This is a genomic window from Staphylococcus sp. HMSC06C11 (genome assembly GCF_001808345.1).
Taxonomy (GTDB): Bacteria; Bacillota; Bacilli; order Staphylococcales; family Staphylococcaceae; genus Staphylococcus; species Staphylococcus capitis.
The window spans coordinates 17,278-42,028 of sequence record NZ_KV793036.1; the positions used below are offsets into that span (position 1 = coordinate 17,278).

Annotated in this window: 25 protein-coding genes and 1 pseudogene; 8 read left to right on the forward strand and 18 right to left on the reverse strand. The window is 32.7% G+C overall.

The genetic code is table 11. The features are described from left to right. Positions 1–54 precede the first annotated feature (54 nt). From HMPREF3154_RS02750 to HMPREF3154_RS02765, 4 genes are all read right to left on the reverse strand, one after another. Positions 55–1,065, reverse strand: a complete 1,011-nt coding sequence (locus tag HMPREF3154_RS02750; RefSeq protein WP_070474327.1) for a LysM peptidoglycan-binding domain-containing protein — start codon at positions 1,063–1,065, stop codon at positions 55–57. A gap of 436 nt (positions 1,066–1,501) precedes the next feature. Continuing rightward, a complete protein-coding gene (gene gmpC, locus HMPREF3154_RS02755; protein ID WP_030061247.1) occupies positions 1,502–2,347 on the reverse strand; it encodes a dipeptide ABC transporter glycylmethionine-binding lipoprotein in 846 nt (281 codons plus the stop codon). A 49-nt stretch (positions 2,348–2,396) separates the two neighbouring features. Further along, complete coding sequence (locus HMPREF3154_RS02760) at positions 2,397–3,056, reverse strand: methionine ABC transporter permease (RefSeq protein WP_002434501.1); 660 nt, start codon at positions 3,054–3,056, stop codon at positions 2,397–2,399. 2 nt (positions 3,057–3,058) lie between these two features. After that, complete coding sequence (locus HMPREF3154_RS02765) at positions 3,059–4,084, reverse strand: methionine ABC transporter ATP-binding protein (RefSeq protein ID WP_030061249.1); 1,026 nt, start codon at positions 4,082–4,084, stop codon at positions 3,059–3,061. A gap of 265 nt (positions 4,085–4,349) precedes the next feature. Between HMPREF3154_RS02765 and HMPREF3154_RS02770 the strand changes: the two are divergent. Then, a pseudogene (locus HMPREF3154_RS02770) lies at positions 4,350–5,282 on the forward strand (alpha/beta hydrolase family protein). A gap of 100 nt (positions 5,283–5,382) precedes the next feature. Here the strand turns inward: HMPREF3154_RS02770 and HMPREF3154_RS02775 are convergent. After that, on the reverse strand, positions 5,383–6,528 hold the full coding sequence (locus tag HMPREF3154_RS02775; protein ID WP_002434084.1) for a bifunctional cystathionine gamma-lyase/homocysteine desulfhydrase: 1,146 nt from the start codon (positions 6,526–6,528) through the stop codon (positions 5,383–5,385). Continuing rightward, the gene (locus tag HMPREF3154_RS02780) at positions 6,521–7,429 is read right to left on the reverse strand and encodes a PLP-dependent cysteine synthase family protein (RefSeq protein WP_023349885.1); all 909 of its coding nucleotides are present in this window, start codon (positions 7,427–7,429) and stop codon (positions 6,521–6,523) included. Before HMPREF3154_RS02780 ends, HMPREF3154_RS02775 begins: the two co-directional genes overlap by 8 nt. 336 nt (positions 7,430–7,765) lie before the next feature. Here HMPREF3154_RS02780 and HMPREF3154_RS02785 point away from each other — a divergent pair, with 336 nt between their 5' ends. Next, on the forward strand, positions 7,766–8,305 hold the full coding sequence (locus HMPREF3154_RS02785; RefSeq protein ID WP_002434461.1) for a pentapeptide repeat-containing protein: 540 nt from the start codon (positions 7,766–7,768) through the stop codon (positions 8,303–8,305). Positions 8,306–8,383: 78 nt separating this feature from the next. Continuing rightward, complete coding sequence (locus HMPREF3154_RS02790) at positions 8,384–8,932, forward strand: hypothetical protein (RefSeq protein ID WP_002434499.1); 549 nt, start codon at positions 8,384–8,386, stop codon at positions 8,930–8,932. A gap of 49 nt (positions 8,933–8,981) precedes the next feature. On the opposite strand, the gene HMPREF3154_RS02795 is transcribed toward HMPREF3154_RS02790, so the two are convergent. The 6 genes from HMPREF3154_RS02795 to HMPREF3154_RS02820 form a co-directional block, all read right to left on the reverse strand. Continuing rightward, positions 8,982–10,310 carry a sodium-dependent transporter gene (locus HMPREF3154_RS02795; protein WP_030061254.1) on the reverse strand — a complete coding sequence of 443 codons (1,329 nt, stop codon included), beginning with the start codon at positions 10,308–10,310 and terminating at the stop codon, positions 8,982–8,984. A gap of 130 nt (positions 10,311–10,440) precedes the next feature. Next, complete coding sequence (locus HMPREF3154_RS02800) at positions 10,441–10,689, reverse strand: hypothetical protein (RefSeq protein WP_030061256.1); 249 nt, start codon at positions 10,687–10,689, stop codon at positions 10,441–10,443. A gap of 33 nt (positions 10,690–10,722) precedes the next feature. Next, a complete protein-coding gene (locus HMPREF3154_RS02805) occupies positions 10,723–11,457 on the reverse strand; it encodes an alpha/beta hydrolase (RefSeq protein WP_030061258.1) in 735 nt (244 codons plus the stop codon). Between the two features lie 133 nt (positions 11,458–11,590). Beyond that, the gene (locus HMPREF3154_RS02810) at positions 11,591–12,442 is read right to left on the reverse strand and encodes a patatin-like phospholipase family protein (protein ID WP_030061261.1); all 852 of its coding nucleotides are present in this window, start codon (positions 12,440–12,442) and stop codon (positions 11,591–11,593) included. Positions 12,443–12,466: 24 nt separating this feature from the next. Continuing rightward, entirely contained in the window at positions 12,467–13,144 is a 678-nt protein-coding gene (locus HMPREF3154_RS02815) for a phosphatase PAP2 family protein (protein WP_070474330.1), read from the reverse strand. A gap of 69 nt (positions 13,145–13,213) precedes the next feature. Then, on the reverse strand, positions 13,214–13,897 hold the full coding sequence (locus HMPREF3154_RS02820) for a GNAT family N-acetyltransferase (protein ID WP_030061263.1): 684 nt from the start codon (positions 13,895–13,897) through the stop codon (positions 13,214–13,216). Positions 13,898–14,108: 211 nt separating this feature from the next. On the opposite strand from HMPREF3154_RS02820, the gene HMPREF3154_RS11210 reads away from it, so the two are divergent. Then, positions 14,109–14,357, forward strand: coding sequence for a hypothetical protein (locus HMPREF3154_RS11210; protein ID WP_023349893.1), 249 nt, complete (start codon positions 14,109–14,111; stop codon positions 14,355–14,357). A gap of 41 nt (positions 14,358–14,398) precedes the next feature. On the opposite strand, the gene HMPREF3154_RS02825 is transcribed toward HMPREF3154_RS11210, so the two are convergent. From HMPREF3154_RS02825 to HMPREF3154_RS02835, 3 genes are all read right to left on the reverse strand, one after another. Beyond that, positions 14,399–14,767 carry a Na-translocating system protein MpsC family protein gene (locus tag HMPREF3154_RS02825; protein WP_002434441.1) on the reverse strand — a complete coding sequence of 123 codons (369 nt, stop codon included), beginning with the start codon at positions 14,765–14,767 and terminating at the stop codon, positions 14,399–14,401. 106 nt (positions 14,768–14,873) lie between these two features. Then, the gene (locus HMPREF3154_RS02830) at positions 14,874–17,444 is read right to left on the reverse strand and encodes a DUF2309 domain-containing protein (protein ID WP_030061265.1); all 2,571 of its coding nucleotides are present in this window, start codon (positions 17,442–17,444) and stop codon (positions 14,874–14,876) included. A gap of 17 nt (positions 17,445–17,461) precedes the next feature. Further along, the gene (locus HMPREF3154_RS02835) at positions 17,462–18,961 is read right to left on the reverse strand and encodes an NADH dehydrogenase subunit 5 (protein ID WP_030061267.1); all 1,500 of its coding nucleotides are present in this window, start codon (positions 18,959–18,961) and stop codon (positions 17,462–17,464) included. A gap of 613 nt (positions 18,962–19,574) precedes the next feature. Between HMPREF3154_RS02835 and HMPREF3154_RS11770 the strand changes: the two genes are divergently transcribed. The 4 genes from HMPREF3154_RS11770 (at position 19,575) to HMPREF3154_RS02840 (ending at position 21,247) form a co-directional block, all read left to right on the forward strand. Then, positions 19,575–19,643, forward strand: a complete 69-nt coding sequence (locus HMPREF3154_RS11770; RefSeq protein ID WP_098905584.1) for an alpha-1/alpha-2 family phenol-soluble modulin — start codon at positions 19,575–19,577, stop codon at positions 19,641–19,643. A gap of 90 nt (positions 19,644–19,733) precedes the next feature. Next, complete coding sequence (locus tag HMPREF3154_RS11775; RefSeq protein ID WP_095323428.1) at positions 19,734–19,805, forward strand: PSM-delta family phenol-soluble modulin; 72 nt, start codon at positions 19,734–19,736, stop codon at positions 19,803–19,805. 260 nt (positions 19,806–20,065) lie between these two features. Then, positions 20,066–20,329 carry a hypothetical protein gene (locus tag HMPREF3154_RS11215; protein WP_023349896.1) on the forward strand — a complete coding sequence of 88 codons (264 nt, stop codon included), beginning with the start codon at positions 20,066–20,068 and terminating at the stop codon, positions 20,327–20,329. Positions 20,330–20,368: 39 nt separating this feature from the next. After that, complete coding sequence (locus tag HMPREF3154_RS02840; RefSeq protein WP_002434468.1) at positions 20,369–21,247, forward strand: trypsin-like serine peptidase; 879 nt, start codon at positions 20,369–20,371, stop codon at positions 21,245–21,247. A gap of 155 nt (positions 21,248–21,402) precedes the next feature. Here the strand turns inward: HMPREF3154_RS02840 and HMPREF3154_RS02845 are convergent, their stop codons facing one another. The 3 genes from HMPREF3154_RS02845 to HMPREF3154_RS02855 form a co-directional block, all read right to left on the reverse strand. Further along, a complete protein-coding gene (locus HMPREF3154_RS02845; RefSeq protein WP_023349897.1) occupies positions 21,403–22,605 on the reverse strand; it encodes a GTP-binding protein in 1,203 nt (400 codons plus the stop codon). A 171-nt stretch (positions 22,606–22,776) separates the two neighbouring features. Continuing rightward, positions 22,777–23,160, reverse strand: a complete 384-nt coding sequence (locus HMPREF3154_RS02850; RefSeq protein WP_002454466.1) for a VOC family protein — start codon at positions 23,158–23,160, stop codon at positions 22,777–22,779. Positions 23,161–23,569: 409 nt separating this feature from the next. Then, the gene (locus tag HMPREF3154_RS02855) at positions 23,570–24,745 is read right to left on the reverse strand and encodes an MFS transporter (RefSeq protein WP_030061270.1); all 1,176 of its coding nucleotides are present in this window, start codon (positions 24,743–24,745) and stop codon (positions 23,570–23,572) included. Between the last annotated feature and the right edge of the window lie 6 nt (positions 24,746–24,751).

Here is a 24,751-nt window from a genome sequence, read left to right on the forward strand (position 1 = left end):
TGACGAGGATGAGTGACCTCGTCAGCTTAATTTATTGTTTAAATGATATATCACTTAGTGAATAAATTTATAATTTCTAACTTGATATGAAGGGATAGTTCTATAAGTCATGTAACCTGGTGCTGCACTCCAGTTCATTTCAGAGACTAAAATACCACCATCACTATTCACGCGTTCAACAAAGGCTACATGACCGTAGTAACCAGCGTCAGTTTGAGCAATTGAACCTACTGTCGGATTATAATCAATAGTATAACCATCTGCAGCTGCTGCGTTGTCCCAATTATTTGCATTCCACCAATATGTGCTGATACCTTTTCCGATTTCAGAACGACGGTTAAACACGTGCCAAGTACATTGACCCCATGTATATAAGTTTTGGTGGTAGAAAACTGGCGTATAATAGCCACCACTTGAAGTTGATTTACTAGTAGATGAACTACTTGAACCTCCACTACCTCCACCTGGCACTTTTAATTTTTGACCTGGGTAGATAAAGAAATTAGAAAGTCCATTTAATTGCATGATTTTTTGATATGAAGTACCGTACTTACTTGCAATTAATGATAAAGAGTCACCATATTGAACAGTGTACGTAGATGTACGACCTGAGCTACTTGAAGTCGCTTTTTTAGAGCCACTTGTAGATTTAGACGTTGATACTGATCCAGAAACCTTTAACTTCTGACCAGGTACAATTAAGAAGTTATTTAAACCATTTAACTTCATAATATTTTTATAAGTAGTTCCGTATTTAGCTGCAATAGATGATAATGAGTCTCCCGCTTTTACAGTGTACACTGAACCACTATTAGATGATGTCTTAGATTTTGACGCGCTAGATGATGATCCTGATACTTTAAGTACTTGATTAGGGAAAATTAAGTTTGAAGTTAGGCCATTAAGTGATTTTAATTTAGCAATTGAAATACCGTATTTATGAGAAATTGACCAAACTGATTCTCCACTTTTTACTGTATGTGTCGTTGCTGCATGTGCTTGCGTAGTTGCTAAAGCACTAATTGCTGTTGTTCCGATAAGGGCAGTAATATATTTTTTTTGCACTTGAAATCCTCCTCTACTTGTCTTTTTTTATCCCCGAATTTTTTAATACAAGCACATTATACTCTTTAATTATGTATAGGATGTGTGTTTTAGATGACATTATGATTACAAAATATTATTTCATTTAAAAAATAGCACTCCAGACAAATATCATTTTGCCTATCTAAACTAATACAATTTATCATAAATTACAATGACAATTTTATTACGAATTCACTAATGACAACTACACAGTATTACCCTCACAACTGAATACAATTTTCATTCTATTTAAAAAGTAATATCAAAAGATAAACGAATTAAGTAGAACATTCAATAAAAACAAAGATATTTACATAACTTTCATAATGCCTAAAGCAAGAAAATACTGCCGTCAAAATGATATTTTGTCGGCAGTATTGAAATGAGTATTACGTCTTAAATATAAATTTGTTAATTATTTTTTAACTAAGTCATCTTCAATTTCTTTGATTTCTTTTTTAGATAAATCTACTGCTTTTTCACCATCTTTAGTGTCTTCTTTAAGCGCTTTTTGGGCTTCTTTAGAATGATATAATTCTACAATTTTCTTGTATGTTTTATTATCCATATCTTTAGAATTTACTGCTATAACATTAATGTATGGTTTCACAGCGTCTGAACTTACTTTTTCTAAATAAATTGGGTCCTTCTTAGCATCTTTACCTGCTTTAGTTGCTACACCATTATTAATAACTGAAATGTCTACATCTGATAATGCACGTGCTGTTTGTTGTGCATCTACAGCTTTGATTTTGAGATCTTTGGGATTGCTTTCAATATCTTTAGTAGTTCCATTTAAACCGAAATTCTTTTTCAATTTAATTAATCCAGCAGACTCTAATAATTTAAGCGCACGTGCTTGATTAGATACATCGTTAGGAATGGCTACTTGAGCGCCCTTTTTAACATCTTTAATATTTTTAATTTTATCAGAATAAATACCCAGTGGCGCAAGAACAGTTGTACTTAGCGCTTGAATTTTAGCATCTTTATGCGCTTTTTTATATTGATCTAAAAATGCAAAGTGTTGAAAAGCATTCATATCAATATCACCGTCACTCAAAGCTTTATTAGGTACGTTGTAATCTGAAAAGTGTTTAATTTCTAAATCTATATCATCTTTTTTAGCTAATTCTTTTACTTTCTCCCAAGCTTTTGTATCATTAGAAGCTACACCAATAGTTACTTTTTTGTCATTATTGCCTCCACAAGCAGCTAACACAATAACTGCCGCTATTAATAAACCAAGAATTTTCTTCATCTAGAAAATGCCCCCTAACAATTGTAATTTTCAATATATAATTAAGTACTTAATTTCTACGAATAACCCTTGAAATAAAGTTACCTAATGACTGAATAACTTGTACGATAATAATTAACACAATGACAGTAATAATGATTACCATAGTATCGAAACGTTGATAACCGTATACTAATGCAAGATCACCTATACCGCCGCCACCTACAGCACCTGCCATAGCCGTACTACCAATAAGACCTATAATTGCTGTAGTTATAGCTAAAATCAGTGAACCTAATGCTTCAGGTAACAAAAAGTAGCGTATAATTTGAAGAGGTGATGCCCCCATCGCTTTAGCTGCTTCAATAATACCGTCATCTACTTCCAGTAAAGAGTTTTCTACTAAACGCGCTATGTACGGCGCTACATAAACCGTTAGAGGCACAATAGCCGCCGTCGTCCCTATAGATGTACCTACTAACAATTTAGTAAATGGCACGATTGCTATAAGTAAAATTATGAAAGGGATAGATCTTAAAATATTGATTATAGGATTTAAAATTTGATGTAACACTAGGTTTTGCCAAATACCATTTTTACGGGTCACTACTAATAAAATCCCTAAAGGTATACCAATTAACGCACCAATTACTAGTGCTACAGTAACCATATACAATGTTTCATATAATGCTTGAAACAGTTGGGATGCATCTAAACTTGAACCAAACATATTTATTGCACCTCCTCAAATTGAATATGCCGTTCAGTGAAATATGTTTCTGGATTAAATCGTTTAAACTGCGAATCATGCTCAAATCTCAACCACATATAACAAACGGTTTCATCTTGAATATCTGACATAGATGAGAAAAGTACATTCACATTTAGCTGATGACGATAAATCAATTCATTTAATAATGGCCTCTGGATTTGTTTCGCGTCTAAGAATAATTTATAGTCAGAGAAATCATCTTTTCTACTTCGGTTGAACGATTCTCGCAAACGTTTCGAAGGTTCAGTACTAATGACTGTTGATACGAAGTTTTTAGCTGTTATTGTTTGAGGATGACTAAAAACGTCTTTTACTGTCCCCATCTCCACAACTTCACCATTCTCCATCACTGCAACACGATTACAAATCTTTTGAATGACACTCATTTCATGGGTAATCATCATAATCGTTACACCAAATGTCCGATTGACATTGCTTAATAACTTTAATATCGAGCTCGTTGTTGCAGGATCTAAAGCACTTGTAGCTTCGTCACAAAGTAAAATTTTGGGATTTGTTACTAAAGCACGTGCGATTGCTACACGTTGCTTTTGTCCTCCTGATAATTCATCAGGAAACTGATTCTTCTTATCAGCTAGTCCAACAAACTCTAGCATTTCATTAACCTTTTCTTTAATTTCATTTTTATTCTTTTTACTCAAAATAAGGGGCATAGCCACGTTTTTATAAACTGTTTTAGAATTGAGTAAATTGAAATGTTGAAATATCATTCCGATATCTTTTTTAACATTTCTTAAATCTTTTTCTTTATAAGTATCAATTTCATGACCATCTACAACAACTTGGCCATCCGTCACTTTCTCCAGTTGATTAACTAGTCGAACTAGTGTACTTTTACCAGCACCACTATATCCAATGACACCAAATATATCGTGTTTATCTATCGTAAATGAAATATTTTTCAAAGCATGTACAGTCTTATTCTTTTTCTTAAAGACTTTGTTCACATTACGAAATTCAATCAATTCGACTCACCCTCATCAACTCTGATTATACTTATCTGAATATTTGAATTATATTGAATTGTCTTAATACCGTCAATAGTATTTTTTGATTTTTTTAAATCTAATAAATATTCTGAATAATTAATATCGTTTTTCGTCCTATGATGTTGGTGAGCATTCTTTTTGTCCTCTTAAATATCTTGAATTTTAAGCAAATTAATTCATTATACTTATGCTTTTTAATATACTCAGAAGCACCTCATTTCTATAAAGAAAGGAAGAGATTATGAGTTTAAGTGAATTTAAAATACCAACTTCAACGTCAATATTGTCAATGAAGCCTATTGTAGTACCCGCTTCCTATAGAGGAATAGATTTACAGCTAAAGGTCTCTTTCCCTAATGAAGGACATCAACTTCCTATTATTTTGTTAGCACATGGATTTGGTTCATCTATGGAGGGCTATGGACCCTTAGCTGATTTTTACGCGAGTCATGGTTTCATAGTTATTCAACCAACTTTTCTAGATTCAAGAACGATAAATTTAGATAAAGATGATAAAAGACAATCAGAACTCTGGAGATATAGAGTGCAAGATATGAAAAATATCATCGATCATTTAGATCAAGTCACTGAAGAAATTCCAACATTACATCAACGAATTGATAAAGATAATATTGCAGTAGTGGGTCATTCATTCGGAGGTCAGACTGCCGGCAATCTACTTGGTCTACAAGTCTTTGATCCATTAACAAATTCTTATACCGATTACCTAGATTGAAGAGTGAAAGGCGGTGTACTGTTAGCAACTGCAGGTGAAGGTGGAGATAAATTAACTCAATTCGCCAAAGATAACTTCCCATTCCTTAATCCGACATTTAAACACATGTCCAAACCTGCTCTTATAATTGCTGGGGATAAGGATGATTCTCCATTAACACAGTTAGGGCCTGAATGGATGGAAGAACCTTACTATTTAAGTCCCGGTAAAAAATCATTGCTTAAATTATATGATGCCGAACATTCTCTTGGCGGCATAGCTGGATATGAAGTGAAAGAAACCACAGATGAAAATCCAGAGCGAGTATCATTAGTACAGTATGTTACTTGGGCATATTTACGTTCATTATTGGATATTGAACACGATAGTTGGAATCATGCTCAATCCGTTTTAGATGATAAAAATGCAATGGGAATCATTCAATCTAAAATGCATTAAAATTACAACTGCACACTCTAAAAATTGTTTTATAAAAATTAAAAAAAAACGGTAATGTTTATTCGTCTAAATAAACATTACCGTTTCTTTAAATGATTAACTAATTTAATGTGTCTAATGCATGACTTAAATCATTCACAAGATCATCTGTATCTTCAATACCAATTGATAATCGAATTAAGCCATCAGTAATACCTTCTTTTGCGCGGACATCCGCTGGTATAGAAGCATGTGTCATTAATGCTGGTACTGAAATAAGACTTTCAACTGCACCTAAACTTTCAGCTAAAGTGAAATATTTTGTAGCATGAATCACTTGTTTAGCCGCTTCAGTGTCTTTCACTTCAAATGCAATAACACCAGTGTGTCCACTTGCTTGAGATTGGTGAATATCATGATTCAAATGACCTTCTATACTTGGATGGAAAACTTGTTGAACTGACGAGTGGTCTTGCAACATTTTAACAATACCTTCAACATTGCGATTGATTTGTTCCATACGTAAACCAAGTGTTTTAATACCTCTTACTAATAAATAACTATCTTGAGGTCCAAGAACGCCACCTGTTGAATTAGAAATAAAACCTAAACGCTCACCCAATTCATCATCAGCAGTTGCTACTAAACCAGCGACCACATCACTATGTCCACCAATATATTTAGTTGCCGAGTGTAAAACGATATCAATTCCGAAATCTAGAGGATTTTGATAATAAGGTGTCATAAATGTATTATCAACCACTGAAATAAGATTGTGTTTTTTAGCAATTTCAGCTGATGCTTTTATATCAGTTACACGTAATAATGGATTTGATGGTGTTTCAATGTATAACATTTTAGTTTCTGGCTTAATGTATTTTTCAACATTTTCAATGTGCGTTGTATCTACAAAATCAACTTCTACACCAAATCGTGTAAATACTTTAGTTAATGCACGATATGTTCCTCCATAGACATCAGAGTTTAAAATTAAATGATCACCTTTATCTAACAACATTATAACTGCACTAATCGCAGCCATGCCTGAACCAAACGCGAACCCATGCTTACCATGTTCTAAATCCGCAATAACACTCTCTAGTGACGCACGTGTTGGATTAGCTGTACGTGAATATTCATACCCTTGTCTTAAATCACCGATATCATCTTGTAAATACGTACTTGTTTGATAAATTGGCGTTGTTACTGCTCCAGTATAATCGTCAGTTGTATGTCCACCATGAATCATTTGCGTTTTTTTATTCATTGTCATTACTCTCCTTATAATTGAAAATTTGTTTCGACATATAACGGTCACTACCATCAGGGAATATCGTTACGATTACGCCTTTTTTAATGTGTTTTTTTAATTCTAAGGCACCTTGCAATGCAGCACCAGATGAACTTCCTACTAGTAATCCCTCTTTATTAGCGATGAGTTTGACGTTATTAAAGGCATCCTTATCTGAAATAGTAAATATGCCATCCACTAAATCTCTGTCTAAGAATGTAGGCCACTTTTCAGAACCTATGCCCTCTGTCGCATGCGCGTGTATTGGGCCTCCATTCAAAATAGATCCTTGAGGCTCAACTATATAATTCTTAACTCCCAGTGTTGTCATATGTTTCGCAACACCAGTAAATGTACCGCCTGAACCTACACCTGCTACGAAATAATCAATATGGTCTAATTGATGAGTGATCTGTTTGGCTAAGGTATTCGTATATGCACCAGGATTGTCTTCAGTACCAAATTGATTCATATACAACGCATTGTATTTTTTAGCATAAGACTTCGCTTCTTCTTGCGCCCCGATCATACCGTCAACTTTTGGTGTTCGCCTAACATCTGCACCTAACGCTTTCATAATTGAGATCTTCTCCTCTGAAAAGCCCTCCGGTGCAAAAATAACGCATTTGACTCTGAAACGGTTCGCAGCTATGGCAAGTCCTATACCAGTGTTTCCAGCTGTCGCCTCAACAATTGTGCCACCTTCTTTGAGACGCCCATCCTCAATTGCCGTTTCAACTAAATATTTTCCTAGACGATCCTTTACACTGCCTCCAGGGTTGAATTGCTCTAGTTTCGCATATATTTTTACATTTTCATCACTAAAACTTTCCAATAACACCAGTGGTGTCTGCCCAATTAAATCATAAGCTATCATATTCCATCTTGTCCGATTAACGCTCTACACGTCTCACGAACGTAACCTACTTTCTAATTTATGTTTTTTAAATTCTTACTTATCAGGTATGAATTATAAACGAAACCTTCCCTTTTTGCAATTTTCGAAAATGAAGAACACATACTAAGCGAAGAAATCAAATTACTTTTGCGAAATATAAAATCCTTAGAAATTAATTAAAAGTCAATCATATGTGATTATATGTGCAACATGTTATCATTAAAGTGAATAGAGCTAAGTTAAAGATGTATATACACATCTAAATATATGAATCCAAAATTGAGAGAAATTATAAACTAAAGGAGATAACAAATTATGACGAAACGTGACTTGTCCTTATCAGTATTTACGAAAGAAAATTTTAAAAATCTACGTTATACATCGTCTAATTTTAGAAATTCAATGTATGATGAATTAGAAGTTAATAAAAGTCGTTTTAAAAACTGCAACTTTAATGAAGGTATTTTTAAAAATATAAAAGCGATTTCTAATAGTAAGTTCACTACATGTGGTTTTAATAATTGCATCTTTGAGAGTGTTCATTTTTATAAGAATCAATATAAAGACACAACATTTGTGAATACATCATTTGATGAAACTGTTCTTAATAACATGGTCTTCCAAGATATCTTGTTCGACGAAAATCTCGCTCGTAATGTTAAAATGACGGATACTACATTCAAAAACGTTAACTTTAAAAATGTTGAAGTTGATAATGCTTCATTTGAAAATGTTAAATTCAAAAATTGTGCGTTCGATAATGTAGTCATTAAAAATGCTACAATGTCTCAAAAACTTATAAATGAATTACAAAAGCAACACGTCGAATTAGAGAATGTTCAACCTTCAAAGTAGATTTAATATAATTATGTTTAAGATAGGTCTAAGCTAGGTAAATTAAACCTAAATTAAAACTTTTGAGGAGGCCTTTATATGAATGTCACTGGCCATTATGAAGAATTTGATAAAAGTAATTTAAATAAAGAAGATTTAACATCTTTTGATAAAATTAAGCAAAATATAGAGAAAATTAAACAACTTAATGATTCAAATTCGGAAGATAGTAAAAAGCTTGAACAACAAATACAAAAAGATTTAAATGATTGGAAAGAATATTTAAAAGATGAGTTTAGACCTGATAACGAACCAGAAAAAGAACGTTTATCCAATATTAATGATAAGGTTAAAAGTGATTTAGATGCAGCTTTTAATTATAAAAATGGCGCTAAAGTAATGAGTTTATTAGAACCTGCTTATCAACGTAGTAAACGTGACTTACCTTATGGTAGAGCGCTCATCATTTATAGCGATAGTAGCATTGTAGAAAATGCTAAAACGTTCTTCGAGTCTAATGAAGAAAATGAAAAATTAGCACATTTTATTTTAGATAAAAATATTGAATTAAGCGAAGAAATTATGTCTGATGATTTTGTAGAGTTACTTAAACTAGATAAAGCATATCTTGAAGCATACTTTAACTAAAAAATAAGGGATCGTTACCAATGAATTATTTTTCTGGTAACGATCCCTTTTATACTAATTGAACGATAAAGACTAATATAATCACCACTGGCATTACAAATTTAATTAAATAATACCAAGGTAAGAATAATTTGAACTTGTCTTTACCAAAGCTCTCTTGTAATAACTTTTTATCTAACAATTGACCTACAACTAATGTGGTACCTAAAGCACCTATTGGCATTAAAATGTTTGAAACAATAAAATCCATGTTATCGAAGATGGTGCCCGCACCTATTTTCACATCACTTAAACTACTAAATGAAAGGGTAGCCGGAATGCTAATCACAAATACTAATACACTGCCGATGAATGCTACTCGTTTACGTTTGCGATTATCATTTTTAGTAAAGTTAGATACATTTAACTCTAACAATGAAATAGAAGATGTCAATGCTGCAAATAAAAACAATACTAAAAAGATAAAGTAGAAAATCGCTCCAAAGTGCATTTGATTAAACACTAATGGTAAAACTTTAAATAATAAACCAGGACCTTCTTGAGGTTGGTAACCAAACGCTTTTAAAGCTGGGAAAATGGCTAAACCTGCTAAGATAGACACTAGAATATTCATAACTACAATTGAAATTGCTGAAGATTTAATAGTCATTTCTTTTGGTGCGTAGCTTGCATAAGTAATCATTCCTGTTGTACCAAGTGATAAAGTAAAGAAAGATTGCCCTAGTGCAAAGAGCACACCTTCCATTGAGACATCATGAAGTCTTGGTTGTAAAATATAGCGCACGCCCTCTAGCGCACCGTCTAAAGTTAAAGATTTTACTACAATAATTAATAAAAAGATAAATAATAATGGCATCATAATTTTAGATGCTTTTTCCAAACCTTTTTCAACACCGAGCATAACAATAATCATCGTTAGAAAAATAAATATCCCCTGTCCGAGTACTGTTAGCCAAGGATTACTAATAATATCTTCAAATTTGATACTAGTTAGAGAAATGGGCTTGAAAGATAGTGCTTGTACAATAACATTGCCCATATAGATGATAATCCAACCACCTATAACACTATAAAATCCAAATAATATTAATACGGCTAAATTCCCGTTCCATCCAATGAGATTTAACCATTTCTTACCAGTTAATTTACTATAAATTTGAGTCGTATATGTACGCCCCATCTTGCCTACAGTAAATTCCATTATGAGTAACGGAAGTCCTACAAAAATAGTGAAAATCAAAAACATTAATAAGAATGCGCCACCGCCGTATATTCCGGCCATGTATGGGAATTTCCACATTGCGCCTAAGCCAATTGCAGAACCTGCGCTAGCTAGGATAAAACCGGTAGATGTCTTCCACTGCGATTGGTTGCTCATTTTACCAACTCCCTTTAAAGCGCTAAAGTGTTTTTGTGCTTAAATACCACTGTATCACGAGTTGATTTTAAGTGCAATGTACCTATATATTGTCAGAATAATTAGATTTAACATTTTTGAATTTTAACTTTTACTCATCATCTAATCCATAAACAATATTTTGCCCCTCAGATACTTCCTCAATATCTAAACTCTCAATATGATTTACATTAATATAACGAACAATATCTTTTTTGATATATAGATACGGGAGTTCATCAAACTCATCTATAATACGTCTCACACAAGTGTCATAGTCGGGACCATTTTCAAAAGTTTTAAATTCTGTATAAGTTTTACCTGAAATAGTTGTATAAGTAAGTAAGAATGTGCGTTTCATAAACTATTAGTCTCCTTTAATATTTTATAGCTCTTACTCGTTATCGTTAAAAAATTCAACAATAGCTTGCTCTAATGCTTCTCGTCCCTCTCCATATGTCATTAAATGACCGCTTCTTTCAAAAGAATTCAATTCTTTATCCTCACTAGCAATATGGTCAAAAATAAATTGCGCACTATGGGAATACGCCTTATCATCTTGCTCGCCATACATTACCTTAGTTGGAATTGTAATTCTATCAAGATGAGACATGATATCATCAATGATATTTTGAAAAACCTCAATTTGTTTATTATACTTTTGAATATTTTCCAATTGATCAAAGCTTTCTGCGTCATCGAAGTTTAAAATTTGATTCATTCTTCGCCCGTAAGTTTCAAGTCTTTTAGCAATACCACTCTCACCTTTTTTATGAGGTGCTGACATGACAGCTATTCGCTCTAAATCAAATTGCTCAGCTAGCCTAAGCGTAAACAATCCTCCTAAAGAAACACCTGTAGCATAAATATGTTGATAACCTTCGTCCTCTAAGAAGTGATAGGCATCTTTAACTTCATTCCACCAATCATTAATATTAAATTGTGTAAATTGATCTAATGGTAAACCATGACCTGGATAGTTTGGCACATAACAGGTAAAACCTTGGTCATTTAAAGTTGTCGCTAAGTGCTTGACGTCGCGCACTGTACCTGTAAAAGAGTGTAATAAGAGAATCGCTTGGTCACGATTTCCCTTTAAATAAATTGGTTGAGGTGCTTTAATCTTCATTTCTTAATGTCACTCCTAATATAATTACGTTTTCTCAATTTTAGACGGCTCGCATGATACAGATAGACTGAATCATTTAAAAACACATTATTACTGAGCTATTCTATTTATTTTAACAAATGGATGATGGTATCTATGACATCCATACATGATGATGTTGTTTGATTTCTTCAGCTATTGATATGCCCTGCTCATAACCAGCATGTCCAATATTAATTAAATTATCAGGACTATAAATGTTCTCACCAATAGCTTTTTGACTATCATTATTTGGTGTGACAGTAATTACATTACTATTTTTATTTAATTTATTTGCATCATCGTTTACACTAGGTAGATTTCCATAACCATCAGCTAACGGGGCTATGATAATGATATTTTTAAAATCTTTAGCTGCCATTGCATTTGCTGGAGAAGTCATTCCTCCATCAATCCAATCTTGATTTAATAGGCGTATATGAGGCCATAAACCTGGTACAGCACCACTTGCTGCTACCGCTTCTTCTAACGGTATGTTGCTCTCTTTATTGAAAGTGGCTAGCTGTCCAGATTTGGCATTAATAGCGGTTATAAAAAGATTACCTGTCCAATCCACATTACCTAAGCGCTGACGGACTGCATGCATACGTTGGTTTAATGGCATTTTAGATGGATGCGTATAAACAATATCTCCAAGCATTTGACCTACTTTAATTGGATCATCTTTGCCTACAACAAATGCATTTTGCCAAAGACGATATAAATCCGAATTTAATGAACCTCTATCATTCGAACTAATTTGAGATGGTAATTCTAAATAATAGGATTTCATATCCACTTGATTTGCTAATATAGCACCAATAAATGAACCAGCTGATGTCCCAATAATCGCATCGGCACTAGATACATTTATATCATTTTCAATTAATCCTGCTAGAACACCTGCTTCCCATGCCATTCCTGTGATTCCACCGCCGCCTAGTACAAGTGCTTTATCATTTCCCATATTATCTAAACTCCTTATATCACTCTAGTTTTTCTTATTATTCCGTAAAGTAAACAAAGGGTAAGCCATTATAAATAGTAATACCCATACAACTGCTAATGTTCCACCGCCAATAACATCAGTAAGATAGTGTGCATGAAAATATAATCTGCAAAACAAAATGCTTATCCAGAGTATGCTTGTTACAATTATAATAATGATTCGAATCACTTTTACTTTTATAACAGGTACAATTGTAAGCATAATCACTAAAAAGAGTAAGGTACTCGCATTAGAGTGACCACTAGGAAAGGACCATCCAGAATCAATAGCTAAATGACTAAATGGACGCTGTCTTTCCACAGTTTGCTTAATAAGATAATTAATCCATGTACCTGTAGTCATTAATAATAATACCCATATCGCTTGATGTTTATTTTTGAAAATAAACAAACATATAACGAGTATTGATGCTAATTTAAGAACGGCACTTACATCGCCAACTGTAGCACAAAAAGTCATATATAAATTTAAAATATCACCTTCATATACTCTTGGTGGGTGACCAAAGCATTGTGTAAACCACTCTAAAGATGATTTATCTATAACTTTGAGTAAGTGACAGTTTGTCATTGCACCATACATCATAAAACTAAAAATAATAAGCAACATGATAAGCAAAGGAATTGTTACTTTTATTAAATTCAACCTTTCAATCTTCATTTAAACACCTATTTCTCTTAGTTGTGATAGAAGATAAATCATATTCTTGTTCTTCTTAAAACTAACTTTTTACAACTTATTAACTTGATTGCCTTTTTCATCAAAATTTTGAGGTTTTAGCCAAATTTCATATCTCTTTTTTATTTGAGGCCACTCTTTATCGATCATAGAAAACCATGCAGTATCACGATTTCTATTTTTATAAATAACTGCCTGTCTAAACACACCTTCAAAGGTAAATCCTAAGCGTTGTGCAGCTTTTTTAGAAGGCTCATTTAAATGATCACATTTCCATTCATATCTCCGATAACCTAAACCTTCAAAGACATATTGTGCTAATAAAAATTGGATTTCAGTAGCAACTCTTGTACGTTTTAACTGATTAGAATAATGTACATTACCTATCTCAATTGAGCCATGATTTTGATTTATCCTCATTAGTGAGACATAGCCTAATGCACGTTGCTGGTTGCGATCGATAATTGCGTAAAATACTGAGTCCTCCTTGTGTATTAAACGTTGGATGTACTTATTAAATTCCTCTTTGTGTAGAATTGGATTCTCAAATAAATATGTCCAACTAGGCCGACTATCTTCCTTACCTAAAACTTGAAACAAATCGTCAATATGAGATTCATTTAATTTAACTAATGAACTATACCTTCCGTCTAATTGTTCTTTTTTAGGAAATTGGAATTGATAATTATGAGATACTTCATCCCCTATAGGCTGATTAAATTGATTTATTCTCATTGAATACGCCTCACTTTAACCACAAATTCACTTGCTAAATGATTTATTATTTCTCATTCTACCTCAAATTCTAATCAATTACTTTTTCAAACAATCTCTTGTATTAATTTATGCACTAAGCTATCATTTATCATTAAGATTTTATACTTATTACATGAATATTAATGTATAATAAGTTTTATCTATTTTATATATGTTAGGAAGGAATATTTTGAAGGATAAGCGAATACTCATTTACATTGCTCTCATTATTACACTTATACGCTTTTTTATACCATTCCATCCCAACTTTGACACGTTATTATTATGGTTATTTATACTTTATATAATCCCTATTATTTTAAGTTTAATTGCATTTAAATCTGAAAAGTTAATCGCCACAATGGTTATTATTCCTAATTTAATGGGAATCATCTATCGTTTAGTTGTATACGTCAATGATTTATTTCATCTAAAATAAAAAACAGCACTATCTCTTCGATAGTACTGTCTTCATTCCGTTTATTGATTTATTCTTTTTTCAAAATTATCTTCTAATTTAAAAACAATCACGCGCTCACCAGTAACTGTGCTTAAATCACTATGAAATGTCACAACTTTTACGCCTGTCAAATCATAAATAATCGCATTTAAATCATCTTCTCCTGATTCGACAAGTTCTGAACGTGTACGCTTAATATTTAATAAGCCTTCGTTCGTCTTACATACACGATATTCAGCAGGTGTTAATATACCTTGTAAATTAACAATTATCATATCGCGTAATATGTCAGTTTTTACAGATAATGACCCTCTACCTAGAAAGTCCTTTTCCCATTGCGTAATAGCTTTACTTATTTCGGATTCATAAATACCTTTAGTCTTTTTCATAACTAGACTACTCCTATATCTTGATTAACTATAGTTTAACATTAATCTAGATATTTCCGAAATCGCGTTAATTTAGATCACAATTCTTTATCACACTAATTAACAATTACCAATCTTTCCAGCTATTATTTTCATCAATACTAGCAAGTCTGACCCAACGATGATCAACTTTACGACGAAAATGATCATTTTCATTTAGCAGGCGTTGAATATGCGCATCAGGCGCTTGGATAACTACAAGGAGGCGTATTGGCGAATGATACATTTCATTATCTCCTGCCATAACAGACTGCCACGGCAGCCCGTACATTAAATCACTTGAGTTCCCTTGCATCACACCTACACCTGAAGTCACAGATTGTGTCGTCTTATTTCCACTACCATAAAAGTGTGGTGCCACTGTAGACGCATAATATTGTAAGTTAATCCATTGAGCAACAAGGGCAGGGCCTGAGATAATCGTGTTTAAAATTTGGCCATCTTCATCTTTCGCCCAATCATAATTGTGTAAGAATGCTCGCCCCTCTAGATCACTATTCTCAGTAATTTCACGTTTACCAATTATAAATTCTGCATTTTTAGCTAATCCCCATTCAGGTCGAACTTCGCTCCAATCACTTGCATAACGATGCGCTTCACCAATAGGGTCCTTGTGATGTTCATCAATACTCGGTAATTCACCTAGACGTTCTAAATTAGCTTTATAGCTTACCTTAGGCATTGCTGCTTCTAATTGATCAAAAGCATGTTGTGCGGCTTCACTTAAGTGTGGCATGTAAATGTACTCTAAATAATCTACTGATGTTTTATGTTCTGCAGCTATAAAAACAGTGTCCTCAGGAATGTGAATTCCTTCTTGGGCTAACCCTTCTCTTACAGATGGCATATTACACATGGTAGCTAATAATTTAGCGTTAAATCCACTCGATGCCCCCCCACAAGCGCCACACTCTAATGTGGCATGATAAGGATTATTATGAGACTCACTACCATGACCGCCTAAAACTACAAGTGGTGCAAAGTCTTTTGTTAAATCCATTAATTGTAAAGCATTTTTAGAAAATTGAACTTGCTCTTCCTCAGTAAACCCTATCGGTAATTCAGAGTATTGACCGTGTTCTCTTTCAATTGTTAATTTGGCATCAGGTTTACGAAGCCATTTTTTTGTAAGACGATTCACAAATTGATGTGCTTTCTTCGGTAAAATGGTATTAGCAATAGTATTAATACTGAGAAATGGCCCACTTAGTTCGGGTAATAATAGACTAGGTAATACATTATGCTTCATTAGTTTAAATGTATAAAACATCGAAGTTACAGAACGTTGTTGTTGATTATACATATTTAACTCTTGTCGATCAGCATATTCCTTAATTTTATATGCAGGTTCTACCATGACCGGTAATGAATTATGCGTAAATTGCTCATCTAGCACTTCTTTTTGAATAGGTAAACCAAAGAATCCTGCTATACCTATCGTTTCAAAAGGACCTTCACTCTCTAAATGACGTCTAAACGGTTCAGAACGTACATCAATACAGAATGCTAGTTGTACTTGTGTTCTTTGTTTATCATGTATCTTACGTGGTGAATCATAGATTTTTTCAACTAATTCATTTTCATGCGTTTCTTCCCACGCATAAAGCCACAGTTTCTGGAAATATGCCGGACTAAAAGTTTCTACTAATTTTAAATAATCACTCTGTTTAGACGCCGGTAACTCTAACCATTCACTCACAGACATGTTGCTGTGATAAAGTAACGTATGAACTTGCTCCAAACCTTTTTTTATATGAAAAGGCAGTCCATTAGAGGTATCAAATTGACTATTAATCAGCAATGCTTCCATAGACAAGCGTATAGCTACATATTCAGTAAGTAAGTCTTTTTCAAATTCATTTTTTTCTGCACGGTAATACATCATTCCAGCCCAACCAGGTAATGATAATAAATGACTTTCTACATATGCTTGCTGGTTTTCTTCCTTAATGTTCAAATATTTAAAAGCTTGATAAATCGCTTCATTGACGTCATGAGATAGCATTTTAATTTTTTGACGTTGTTCTTTCTGTAACATTGGGTCGTGTTGTGCTAAATGTAACCATGCTGTATAAAAACCTTTATCACGTTGTGGCATTGTCCAACTTGATTGAAAATCGTCTAAATATAATTTTGACCATTTAATCATGTGTGCGTCTAAAATATCGATAAGTTTTTCTCCGTTTGAACTAAGACGGTCAGCACTCTTAGCTCTAACACGTGTTTGACTCACAGAATCTTTAAAATGATCTTTCACCCATTCTTCTAATTTTGTTTGATCATTTTCATTAAAATATTCCTCATCAATGTGAGATAAATGTTTAGCATTATCCATATATGCGTGAACTTCATTTTCAGAGAGAGGCGTATCAAAAGCGTTTATATCTTCTTGAAGAACGTCTTCAAACACCTTCTTATCAATCTCTCCATTTTTAATTCCTGCATGAATAGAAGCATGGTTAGGATACATATCAATATCTCTTACCTCTCTAATCCACTTTGCAACTTGATCAAAGGTACGATCTTCTAAACTTTCCCATGGATTGCGTGCAGCAAATATAGAAATAGGTGATAAGGGTGTAATGACACGTTTTGCACGTGATACCAATTCATTCATATCTTGTTGATATTGAGTCATAACCTTTCTCTCCTCTTTTATAAATATTTCTTCAGATAAGTTGGGTGACTTTCGATTGATTTCGTCTTGGCTTCACCTAATTTAACCAGCCACAAATACAAAACAGCAAACGCTTTTGAATCTCTCTGACGTGCAACCCAAATACTAAGAACGCTTCCAAACACTAAAATTAAAATACCAATGATCACACTCATTAATGGTGGATGAGCAACATTCATATAAACATGACTTAATGTATTGTAGAAATAATGATGTGTAACAATATAAACAAGAGCAACAATAACAATCATTATAATACCTATCACTCTACCGATTAGTCCTCTACTAAATGCCACCATTTGATTCCATGATACCATTAGCGACCACGCCAATATTAAAGCACTTAAAATTTCATATGCACTGCGGTCACTACCTAACCAAAATAAAATAGCAATAATAATTGCTAAGCAACGACCTAATACTACCCAACTATAAGAACGCTTAGCGCTAGGTGGTATTGGTATATTAAATCGTTTCACAACCGAACCTGATTGTAAGAATAGCGTTGCTTTAAATACACCATGTAAAATTAAATGAATAATCGCTGCTGAGTAAACTCCTAAGGCACATTGAACAAGCATAAAGCCCATTTGGCTCATCGTAGAACCAACTAATTGTCTTTTATAATCCACATGTACCAAGCTGATGCCAGACCCTAGTAATACAGAAATACTTGCGATAATTAACAAGATAGTAATTGCTAATGGGTCATTAAAGACAGGTGAAAACCGTGTTAGTATTATGCCTCCCGCATTCACAATGCCCGCGTGCATAATTGCAGAAACAGGCGTAGGTGCAGCTACTGATTCAATTAACCAACTTTGGAATGGAAATTGAGCAGCAGGTACGATTACTGCTAAAACGATGAGCATATCAATGATGAATCTCATACCACTAGTTATTACGTCATCGTTTGCTAAAGTGACATTAATATGCCAGTTTCCTGTAGCTACATATAATAAGATGACAGCAACAAGTAATGAGAGCCATCCCAAAGCAAATGACTTTCCAGATACTTTAGCCGCCTCGTAAGGTATCTTCCAAGAACGATTTACTCTTATGAGTAGCGTTAAAGAAAGTAACGTTGCTCCCCAAAATAAAACCATCAATCTCAAATCTCCACTTAACCATGCAATAGATGCAAAAGATGTGATTAACGTAAATAATGGAAAATACTTGCGGTAATTACGGTCACCTATTAAATAACGAACTGAGAACTTTTGAATAATAAAACCTAAAATAAGTATGAAACTTCCCATTAACCACGCGAGATGATCCATTGTAAAAGGCCCAATTTGTTCTCTATCACTAACATTCAATAGTCCTATAACACTTATAATAATTGGTAGAACAATGAGATAAAGGTGTATTTTAATGTATTTAATTGGTACTGATGGAATGAGAAATATTAATCCACTCAGTATAGCAATGACAAGTGTTATAAAAAATACTATTAAAATGATGCTCATACTTAACATTGCACGTCCCCCACTTTTCAAAAATGACTTCTATTTCACTTAATTTCCATAATAAAAAAGCCTACAATAGTTAATCCCTTCACCACCATTGAATACAATGATGGTTTAAAAGAATTTATAACTACTGTAGGCTTCAATTCAACTCAAGTATGTATAGAGTAAACATGTTAATCAATTAAACATGTACTATTATTAACTTTATTTAAATAAGCTGCCTATATATCATTTATAGCAAAGTAAAAACTCTTTCTTCTTCATCAATTTGGATGTCGAAATCCATAATCGCTAAAGTAAGACTTAGCTGTTACTTTTGCGCACATTAGTATAAATGTAATTCATTTTAATACTAATGTCAATTTAAATTGGCTTGTCACACCAATTTTTCTACCTAAAATAAGGTTAAATTGTGAAGTGAAGAACAAGCTCAAAATATGAATGTAAAGGTTTTGTAAAGGTTTACACTACTTAACTACATCTAGGAATAATTGTGTGTAACTTAATGACCTAAAAATTTCACTTAGGCTATTTAATAAACGAGTTAGGGAATATCACACCCAAAACATCACTTTCTCGTTAAACTATACATATCAACTAAGCAAAGGAGGTAATTTTAATGAGTGATATCATCAATCAAATCGTTAAAGTTGTCAAAGGCTTAATTGAAAAATTCACTAACAAATAAGTTTATTGATTCATTTAGCTATTACTCATAGCTTATGAATATTCAATAAAAATTCTCTAACATACAATGTTGTGAAGGGAGGCAACAAACATGGGTATCGTTACAACTATCATCGAAATCGTTAAAACTATCGTAGACTTAGTTAAAAAATTCAAAAAATAGTCTATAATTTTTATCCAAACCACTACCTAATAAGGTAGTGGTTTTTTTATTTGCAAATCACTTACTACTTGAATAATAGATCTCCCCACTATCTAATCGCCCTTTCTTTTTGTTTATTTATATTAAAAATTAAAATAACTATTGTAATAAACATATTTATACATATAATAGAATATACAGCATGAAATTTGCTAACTCTTAACTATGATTTCAATGCTAAAAATTTAATTATTACTACGACATCGAAAGGAACGACATACATGAGAAATCTATCAATTTTAGATATTTTATCAATCTTATTCACACTAATTAGCGTGTTTATTTGCTATACAACAATGTTCACTAATCTATATAACGAAAGTGGATTTAGTTTTTGGTATTTCCCAGGTGCAACATTTTTCGTTATATCTATCATTGTTAACATTTTAGGAATGTTTAGAAATAATAAATCACTTAATATTTCTCTATTCTTCGTTAACTTTTTTGTGTTACTCATTTTCACTACGCCATTCGCTATTGTCTAATTAGATCATTTATTTTCATTAACAAAGGGAGAGCTAATTATGAAAATATCTCAAATCATTAAAACTGTTATTGCTGGTACACTGATTTCAACATCCACTATTACATTTAGTTTGTACCACAGTGAAAAAGCTAAAGCTGAAGTTGATCATTATTATCGAGACGGGTTTCAGTATCCAACATATGTTACAGCTTTGAATAAAGCTAAAAAAATCAGTAATAAGAAACTTAGTATCTCGCATTACACAACTACTAAACAAAGTAAATTAAAAGCAATTGGTAGAGTATCTAATAAGAATGGCTGGAAAAAAGGAAGCAACGACCCAAAAGTAAGAAAACAAGATTCAATGGGAACAGGAACAGTGATAGGTTCGCATACATTTATTACGAATGCCCATGTCATTGATGACAGATATGGTAAAGCTGCAGCTGCTAAATACATTTCATTCGATATGAATCGAGATGGCAAGTCTATCCCATATCATTTTCATGCCTCAAAGGTGATTAAAGTACCTCAAAGCGATATTGCGGTAGTACATACTAAAGAAAATATGGGCAAGTATGTTAAACCTATACGAATCGCTACGGACAAAGAAATTAAAAGTTTAAAATTCAACTCGACACTTTACTCATTAGGTTATCCATGGCAACATAATGATAATACTAAGGCATATTTTAATCGTTTACGCTTTGTACAATTTTCTGGAAATGGTTCAGAAATACTAACAAAAGATATTTTCAGATCAGGCGCTTCAGGTTCACCGATGTTAGATTCCAAATTCAGCAAAATTTATGGCTTGAGAACATATGGATATAATTTAGATGGAAAATCAACAGACCAATATGCGAAACAAGAAATGGCTGGTGGCGAATCATTTAAAGGTTCGGCAGGTCAATTTGTTAGAAAGAATATTAAATAAATTAAAACAGGTTATTGCAGGAGTGCTTAATTACATTCACTTTTACAATAACCTGTATTTTTAATGTATTTTTCACGTGGAACAATCACTTATTTTCTTGAAACTCAAGACTCTAAGTTCACCCAGAATAGTAAATGATACGCATCAACTCCTCACTACATTCTTTTATCATATTTCCATTGATAAGGATCGTAAAGTAATCGCCAATCTTGATTAATTTCTGAAGTATTTATTAAACAAGCATCTAGCTGTCTAGTTATTTCCTCTTGGTCTAAGTCAGTTCCTATAACAACAAATTGCGTATGACGATCCCCATATTCTAAATCCCATTCAGCAGCTACTTCCGCACGTGCTTGAAGTATTTCTTTCTGCTTTTGTTCAGGCATGGTAGCAACCCAATATGTTACAGGATGAACATCACATGACGAGCCTGCTTGCGACAATAAACAAGCTACACTATTATGTTGTGCAAACCAAACGATTCCCTTTGCTCTCACGATATTGCTAGGTAAATGATCGAACCAATCTTTAAAACGTTCTGCGTTAAATGGGAGTTTTCTGCGATAAACAAATGATGAAATTCCATACTCCTCTGTTTCAGGCGTATGATGTTCATGACCACCTTCTGTAAGCTCTTTGATCCATCCCGCAGACTCACTTGCCTTCTCAAAGTCAAATAACTGTGTATTTAATACTTCTGATAAATCAACTTCTGAATTTACTGTTTTAATCATCTTTGCTTCAGGTTGTAACGCTCTAAGAGTCTGTTCTAAACGACCTAATGCCTCTTTACTTACTAAATCAGTTTTATTGATAATCATCACATCACAGAATTCAACCTGGTCAATCAGTAAATCTGCTATTGTGCGTTCATCAGCATCCCCTATACTTTCATCTCTATCAGCTAATAAATCTTCAGATTGTATATCGTTAACAAAACGATTCGCATCCACTACAGTTACCATAGTATCTAACCTACATAAAGCGGTTAAATCAATCCCCAATTCTTCATCTATATAGGAAAATGTTTGCGCAACCGGTACAGGTTCTGAAATTCCTGTAGACTCAATGACAATTTGGTCAATACCGCCCTTTTTAACTAAACGTTCAACTTCTTTAAGTAAATCATCTCTTAAAGTACAACAGATACACCCATTTGATAGTTCGACAAGTTTTTCATCCGTTCTAGATAACCCTCCGCCTTGAGCGACTAAGTCTTTATCAATATTGACCTCACTCATATCATTGACTATGACAGCAATTCGACGCCCCTCTCTATTTTTAAGAATATGATTAAGCAATGTTGTCTTTCCAGCACCTAAATATCCACTTAGCACTGTCACTGGTATCTTAGCCATTCATATAACCTCTCTTTATGTAAATAGTAATTATTACGTTTTACATTTTATAGAAAGTTGGTTTAAGTATCAACCTATTCTTTTGAAAATGAGTTTAGCAATAGCACAAATAAAAAAAGTTAGTTAAAAACGTTTCTCGTTTTTAACTAACCCATAACGAATTGTTTAATTTTAAAATGTGCCATTAATGAAGTAATTTAATACCCATGTAATACCATTTAGGCGGTCTTTAACTTCAGCATGATACGCATTAAAGAACGTCTTCTCTAATTTCACTTTAATTTGACCACCGTCATCTACTAATCGTTGATACACACGTTCCAATTCTTCTTGCGAATCACATTCGATAATGAGGTGAGGATTTTTAGAAATCGGATGTTTATGGAAAGTATCTGCGAAATGAACAAAAGTACTCTCTCCAATAATCAATTGGGCATGATACGTTTTACCATCTTTACCCATCAGAATTTCAGTATTTGCCTGAAATACATCTTTATAATAACTTAATGATTTATCTACGTCTTTTACATAAATAAATGGACTGACAGTCTTCATATACCCCTCCATAATTTTAGTCTTAAAGTTTGTTTAACAAATATATATTAAACTTTCGAAAATTTCAAAAATCTTAATGTTTAATTTTTTACGTTGTACTACAATTCAATACAACAAAGCCACTCCTTAATGGAGTGGCAATTTATTTAAAACTTAGGTCCACCATGTACTAGAATACTTCTTAAGAAGTCGAAGACTTTTTTCGCGAATTGAATTAAATCACTCATGAAATTCATCTCCTCTCAATTATTTCTTTACATTATTATTATAAAACCTTTAAGATATAATGAATAAATTTTGCTTAACTGACAGACTTGAATACTTAGACGTTGAAATCATCACAATATATAACATTTAAATCTATATTTATACACTTATGAATTTAAATATACAATTCCAATCTTGATGATTATGCAATTTTATTACTTTTATAGAAAAATAATATACTGAAAGAGGTTATAATTGATAACAATCCGAATATTATCCAACTTTGCTGAATAATGTCTAAACACACACCACCTATGATTGGCGCTAACAAAGCTCCCAGGTTTTGCAACCCAGCTAACGAATAATATGTCCCTTTAAAATTATCATTAGATAATGCATCAATACGTATATCCATCATTGTAAAAACCAACATTTCGCCTAAAGTAAACACGACCATTGATATACATTTTAAGATAACATCATCAATTATCCCTAGAGCAAATAAACTCACAGGTAATAAGAAGGCCCCCGTAATCATTGCTGTTTTAATGGATGCGCGTTTGCTAAAAACATAAACGAAGAATTGACATGTGATAACAGTAATTCCATTTACTGAAAGTAACAACGCAAATAACTTTGAGGCATTAAGATTTTTATAATATATAGCAAAATATTGGGGTAATATGCTAGTCATAACGGTATAACCAAACACAAACAGGATCAATCCAATGATTAAATATGAATATGCTCTATCATCACGAAATGTAGTATACATACGACTAATATCAACTTTCAAAGTATTATTTTTATTTTGTAAATCTATTTTAAGTACGTAAAATGCATATATAAACGCATTGAAATTGATACAATAAGCCATAAAAATGATGTAACAAATAATATGTACACCTAAGAATTGTAATTGTACTGACACCAATGGAGCTAATGTAGCTGAAATGTTAACAAGATAATAGCGTATATTAAATACAAATTCCTTATTCATTTTATCAGTGGATAATGCCAAAATTGTTTTATATGTCGGCGAAAGAAGACTACTTCCAATACTATTAACTAAAGCAAATATAACGAAAAATAGACATTTACTGATTAGAGGGAAACATAGGAAACTCATTGCCGATAGAAATAAACCAACAAAAATAATGACTTTTTTATCGATTTTGTCTATAAAAGGCGCCGCTATAAAACTCATAAATAGAGATGTAATCGCAAATGTCGAAACTACCAAACCTATTTCCAAACCACTTAAATGATAATTTTGAGCTAAATAAATAGATAAAAAAGGTATAATCAGAAAATAGCTAAATCTTTCAAGAAATGTAGCTAAAAATAATATATATATGATTTCAGGTAAATTTTTCAATAAAAA

What these genes read in the sequence shown, in the direction of transcription:
- HMPREF3154_RS02840 (WP_002434468.1), top strand. Translation starts at nt 20,369, where the DNA reads ATGAAAATATCTCAAATCATTAAAACTGTTATTGCTGGTACACTGATT.
- HMPREF3154_RS02815 (WP_070474330.1), bottom strand. Translation starts at nt 13,144, where the DNA reads ATGAAGATTGAAAGGTTGAATTTAATAAAAGTAACAATTCCTTTGCTT.
- HMPREF3154_RS02760 (WP_002434501.1), bottom strand. Translation starts at nt 3,056, where the DNA reads ATGTTTGGTTCAAGTTTAGATGCATCCCAACTGTTTCAAGCATTATAT.
- HMPREF3154_RS11215 (WP_023349896.1), top strand. Translation starts at nt 20,066, where the DNA reads ATGAGAAATCTATCAATTTTAGATATTTTATCAATCTTATTCACACTA.
- HMPREF3154_RS02780 (WP_023349885.1), bottom strand. Translation starts at nt 7,429, where the DNA reads ATGATAGCTTATGATTTAATTGGGCAGACACCACTGGTGTTATTGGAA.
- gmpC (WP_030061247.1), bottom strand. Translation starts at nt 2,347, where the DNA reads ATGAAGAAAATTCTTGGTTTATTAATAGCGGCAGTTATTGTGTTAGCT.
- HMPREF3154_RS02785 (WP_002434461.1), top strand. Translation starts at nt 7,766, where the DNA reads ATGACGAAACGTGACTTGTCCTTATCAGTATTTACGAAAGAAAATTTT.
- HMPREF3154_RS02825 (WP_002434441.1), bottom strand. Translation starts at nt 14,767, where the DNA reads ATGAAAAAGACTAAAGGTATTTATGAATCCGAAATAAGTAAAGCTATT.
- HMPREF3154_RS02795 (WP_030061254.1), bottom strand. Translation starts at nt 10,310, where the DNA reads ATGAGCAACCAATCGCAGTGGAAGACATCTACCGGTTTTATCCTAGCT.
- HMPREF3154_RS02800 (WP_030061256.1), bottom strand. Translation starts at nt 10,689, where the DNA reads ATGAAACGCACATTCTTACTTACTTATACAACTATTTCAGGTAAAACT.
- HMPREF3154_RS02845 (WP_023349897.1), bottom strand. Translation starts at nt 22,605, where the DNA reads ATGGCTAAGATACCAGTGACAGTGCTAAGTGGATATTTAGGTGCTGGA.
- HMPREF3154_RS02835 (WP_030061267.1), bottom strand. Translation starts at nt 18,961, where the DNA reads ATGTTAAGTATGAGCATCATTTTAATAGTATTTTTTATAACACTTGTC.
- HMPREF3154_RS02820 (WP_030061263.1), bottom strand. Translation starts at nt 13,897, where the DNA reads ATGAGAATAAATCAATTTAATCAGCCTATAGGGGATGAAGTATCTCAT.
- HMPREF3154_RS02850 (WP_002454466.1), bottom strand. Translation starts at nt 23,160, where the DNA reads ATGAAGACTGTCAGTCCATTTATTTATGTAAAAGACGTAGATAAATCA.
- HMPREF3154_RS02810 (WP_030061261.1), bottom strand. Translation starts at nt 12,442, where the DNA reads ATGGGAAATGATAAAGCACTTGTACTAGGCGGCGGTGGAATCACAGGA.
- HMPREF3154_RS02805 (WP_030061258.1), bottom strand. Translation starts at nt 11,457, where the DNA reads ATGAAGATTAAAGCACCTCAACCAATTTATTTAAAGGGAAATCGTGAC.
- HMPREF3154_RS02790 (WP_002434499.1), top strand. Translation starts at nt 8,384, where the DNA reads ATGAATGTCACTGGCCATTATGAAGAATTTGATAAAAGTAATTTAAAT.
- HMPREF3154_RS02775 (WP_002434084.1), bottom strand. Translation starts at nt 6,528, where the DNA reads ATGAATAAAAAAACGCAAATGATTCATGGTGGACATACAACTGACGAT.
- HMPREF3154_RS02830 (WP_030061265.1), bottom strand. Translation starts at nt 17,444, where the DNA reads ATGACTCAATATCAACAAGATATGAATGAATTGGTATCACGTGCAAAA.